This window comes from Tunicatimonas sp. (genome assembly GCF_049647865.1).
In the GTDB taxonomy this organism is placed as follows: Bacteria; Bacteroidota; Bacteroidia; order Cytophagales; family Cyclobacteriaceae; genus Tunicatimonas.
In genome coordinates this window covers 1-3,175 of sequence record NZ_JBARYM010000677.1, presented here as the reverse complement: position 1 = coordinate 3,175, position 3,175 = coordinate 1, and the positions used below count along the sequence as shown (strand labels likewise).

Here is a 3,175-nt window from a genome sequence, read left to right as displayed (position 1 = left end):
TAGCCAACCGCAATGCCAACGAAGCTATTGTGAATATGAGAATTGGGCAGTATTACTTCGGAGGACATCAACATAAGGACTTTGGTACTTTCCAGATTTACTATAAAGGAAACTTAACCGGCGATAGCGGAATGTACGGTGGGTCTAAGAGTAGATTTAGTTCAACCTATTGGAAAGACTATTACCGATCAACTACCGCTCATAATGGTTTAGTTATTATAAATCCGGATGAGAAGTATAGTGGAGGTGGCTGGACAAACACCCGAGTAGACGGAGGTATGCGTTGGCCTTTGAACAATGATGTTCAGCCCGATGATATGAGTGATCTTCTGAATCCCAAAAATGGATATGAGTACGCCAACATTATTGCCCACGAGTTTGGCAGCGATACCCAAACCCCAGAATACAGTTACATTTCTGGTGATTTAACCAAAGGGTATAATTATGCTAATAATGCTAACCCTGATAAAGTAAGTAAGGTTACCCGCTCAATGGTAACCTATAATACCGGCGACGAGGAACATCCGGCAGTATTTGTTGTATTCGACCGGATTGTAGCAACCAATGCTTCCTTTAAAAAAGCTTTTTTGTTGCACAGTATGGGGCGACCGTCTATTTCAGGTAATCAGGCCACGCTGAATGCTAAAAATGGCTACGCTGGAAAATTAGTATCGTATACTATTCTACCGGAAGAACCCAAACTAAACGTTGTACCGGGGCATTCTATTAGAAATACTACTTATGATCCGGGAACAAAAAGTGATCCTTCTTATGAGGATATGCAGTTCCGGATAGAAGTGTCGCCATCTAAAGCCAGTAAAGAAGATTTCTTCTTGCATTCAATGATTGTGATGGACAAAGGGGTAGAGCCTCCGTTAGCTTCACAAATTAGTGCTGACCAGCTAGTTGGCGTAAAGACGTTAGATCATGTAACTATGTTTAATAAGGAAACTACCTTATTAAGCGATGCCTCCTTTCAACTAGATGGTGAAGCTGAGAAAACTTTTAAAGTTTTAATGGCTGATGTATTGCCGGGCGAATGGATTGTTGAACGTGACGGTGCTTTTGTATCCAGCGCAATTGCTACTGAGCAAGGGAAAAGTATCTATTTTGAAACTCAGCCTGGCGACATTCACATCAGACATATTTCACCCGCTCCCAATGCTAGGGGAAAATAATAGGAGAATCACTCAAACTGAGAGCGGAATGGTGCATACTACTCCGCTCTTTTGTTTTAATTGACTTTTCAGCGGTTCGAAGCGTCACTTTTTCAGTTTGTAGCTGTAACCAAATGCTAGAAAAAGTGCCTAGTCTGGGAGGTCCCGCCTTGCTTTATGCCGAAGCTCTTTGTTTTCACTCTCGAACTAATGACTGAATCTTTGCATAGCAACTGCTTGTCAGTCTGAATTAAATTGCTACATTCCTATCAGAAGTTTAGTAACTAAAGTTGTTGTTCCCGAAAAGGTAGTTTTACCGTAAAGTACCGAAGTCGGTTCTTTAATTCTGAACGAAGGCGAGTACCAACCCAAAATAGGATTCGTCTGTCCACAAATTTCCTGAACATCCAAAGCTAAATCAAACTGTACTTCTAGAGTTCGAGACTGAGCGTGATGAAGAAGAAATTGATTACTTCCAGCGTTTTTCACTTCTACTTCAGGGTGCAGGTGCAAAGGAAACTCTAACGAGTATTCTTGAGAAGAGCTACCGGCAAGATTATCGGTGATCGTAATAGTGTCGGTTTGCTTATCAAATACCAAACTTCGCTGGTGAGTCAGACCTACTTTCTTGTAGCCATTATGTGTAGCTACAATGGTATCACATAAGTCAGTAGACTCGCTTTTGATAACCTCGGTGCGATAGTGCTCAATCCACATAGTAGGTCCGGTGCTTTTAGCCTGATTGGTCTGATTAATTCGGATAGTATTGTGGGCTAATGTTCCGATAAAATAGTTGCGCCATTCGGCATCAGTATGATAGGTGTAAGTGCCTGCATCTGTAATAATCGGATATCCATCTACGTGCACGTCAAAAGCTAAAGCATCGGCGTGTCCGTGGGCAGCAATGGATAAAAAACCCAGTGGGGCCGCATCCATATGCACGTATATTTCTTCTTTACCCTGTTGCTTACGCAGAAAGAAGTGACCTTCTTCAGTATATAATTTTGAGAATTGATTTGTTAAGTTAGCTTCTACCCCATCAAAGGTTCGTTTTCCTGTATCGCCGAACATCACTGCATTCTTAGCATCCCATCCCGCTGATTTGCTCTTCCAATGATTGTTACCAAATAATATTACACCTGATGCGAGCAGTGACTTAAAATTATCGGGATGCCCCTCTTCCAAGAGAATTACTTTTCCATCATCCTCATCACCATAATACGGAATATTTCCTCGTACATCCATCATTTGAAAGATGTAATCCAGAATCTTTTCTAACTGATTTTGATAAGTGTTAGAAAAGAAATTGTCAGTATTTTTAGCTACCACAAATGGAATTAGGAAAAAATCTGTAATAAACTGAATATACTCCGCGGCTTCTTCCTTGTTCACTCCACGATCAGAGTGCTGAAGAATAATTTCTTTTTCCAAACCAGTCTTAGCGTGCTTCAACCACTTTTCGGACTCGTCAAATTTCCAGAAAGAAGCCGCTACAAACAAGCCAGCATATTCACTAATCAAATGGTTATTAGCGGAAGAGTAGTACGAAGGGTTTTGGTGACTATATAGACAATGCAGGTAAATAGTAGGAACCCATTGTTCTTCTACGAACTTTTTAAACTGGCTATTACTTTGTATTAGTGCATTTACGTCAAATAGCTCCCAGCAAAAGAACCATACAATTAGCCGAATATTTACTTCAATATTACTGTACCAATTTACTCCTACTAAATATGGGTTGTCATCAATCCATGACTGAACAATGGTTTGAAATTGCTGTATCAACTTCTGGTCATTAGTAGAGCGATACTGAAGTCCTAATAAAGGTAAGAACTGAAGCCTGTTCACCTCCCATACGTGCTTAGCACTGCCGTACTCGCTCGTTCTAATATTAATGTCTTTAGCAAATACCTTAGGAAACCGGCTTTGCGATGAAATATCCAAGTGCCAATCGATTGGCTGGTTGTAATGAAATTTCTGCCCAAAAATAGGGATAGACTGTTCCTCAACTTTAAAAC

The 3,175-nt window shown here is 40.6% G+C and carries 2 protein-coding genes; one reads left to right on the top strand and one right to left on the bottom strand.

From position 1 onward, the window contains the following. Nucleotides 1–1,178, top strand: a 1,178-nt coding sequence (locus tag WBA23_RS19835; protein ID WP_424584020.1) for a heparinase II/III domain-containing protein, incomplete at its 5' end; no start/stop codon positions are given. Between the two features lie 237 nt (nt 1,179–1,415). Here WBA23_RS19835 and WBA23_RS19830 read toward each other — a convergent pair. Beyond that, nucleotides 1,416–3,175, bottom strand: a 1,760-nt coding sequence (locus WBA23_RS19830) for an alginate lyase family protein (RefSeq protein ID WP_424584019.1), incomplete at its 5' end; no start/stop codon positions are given.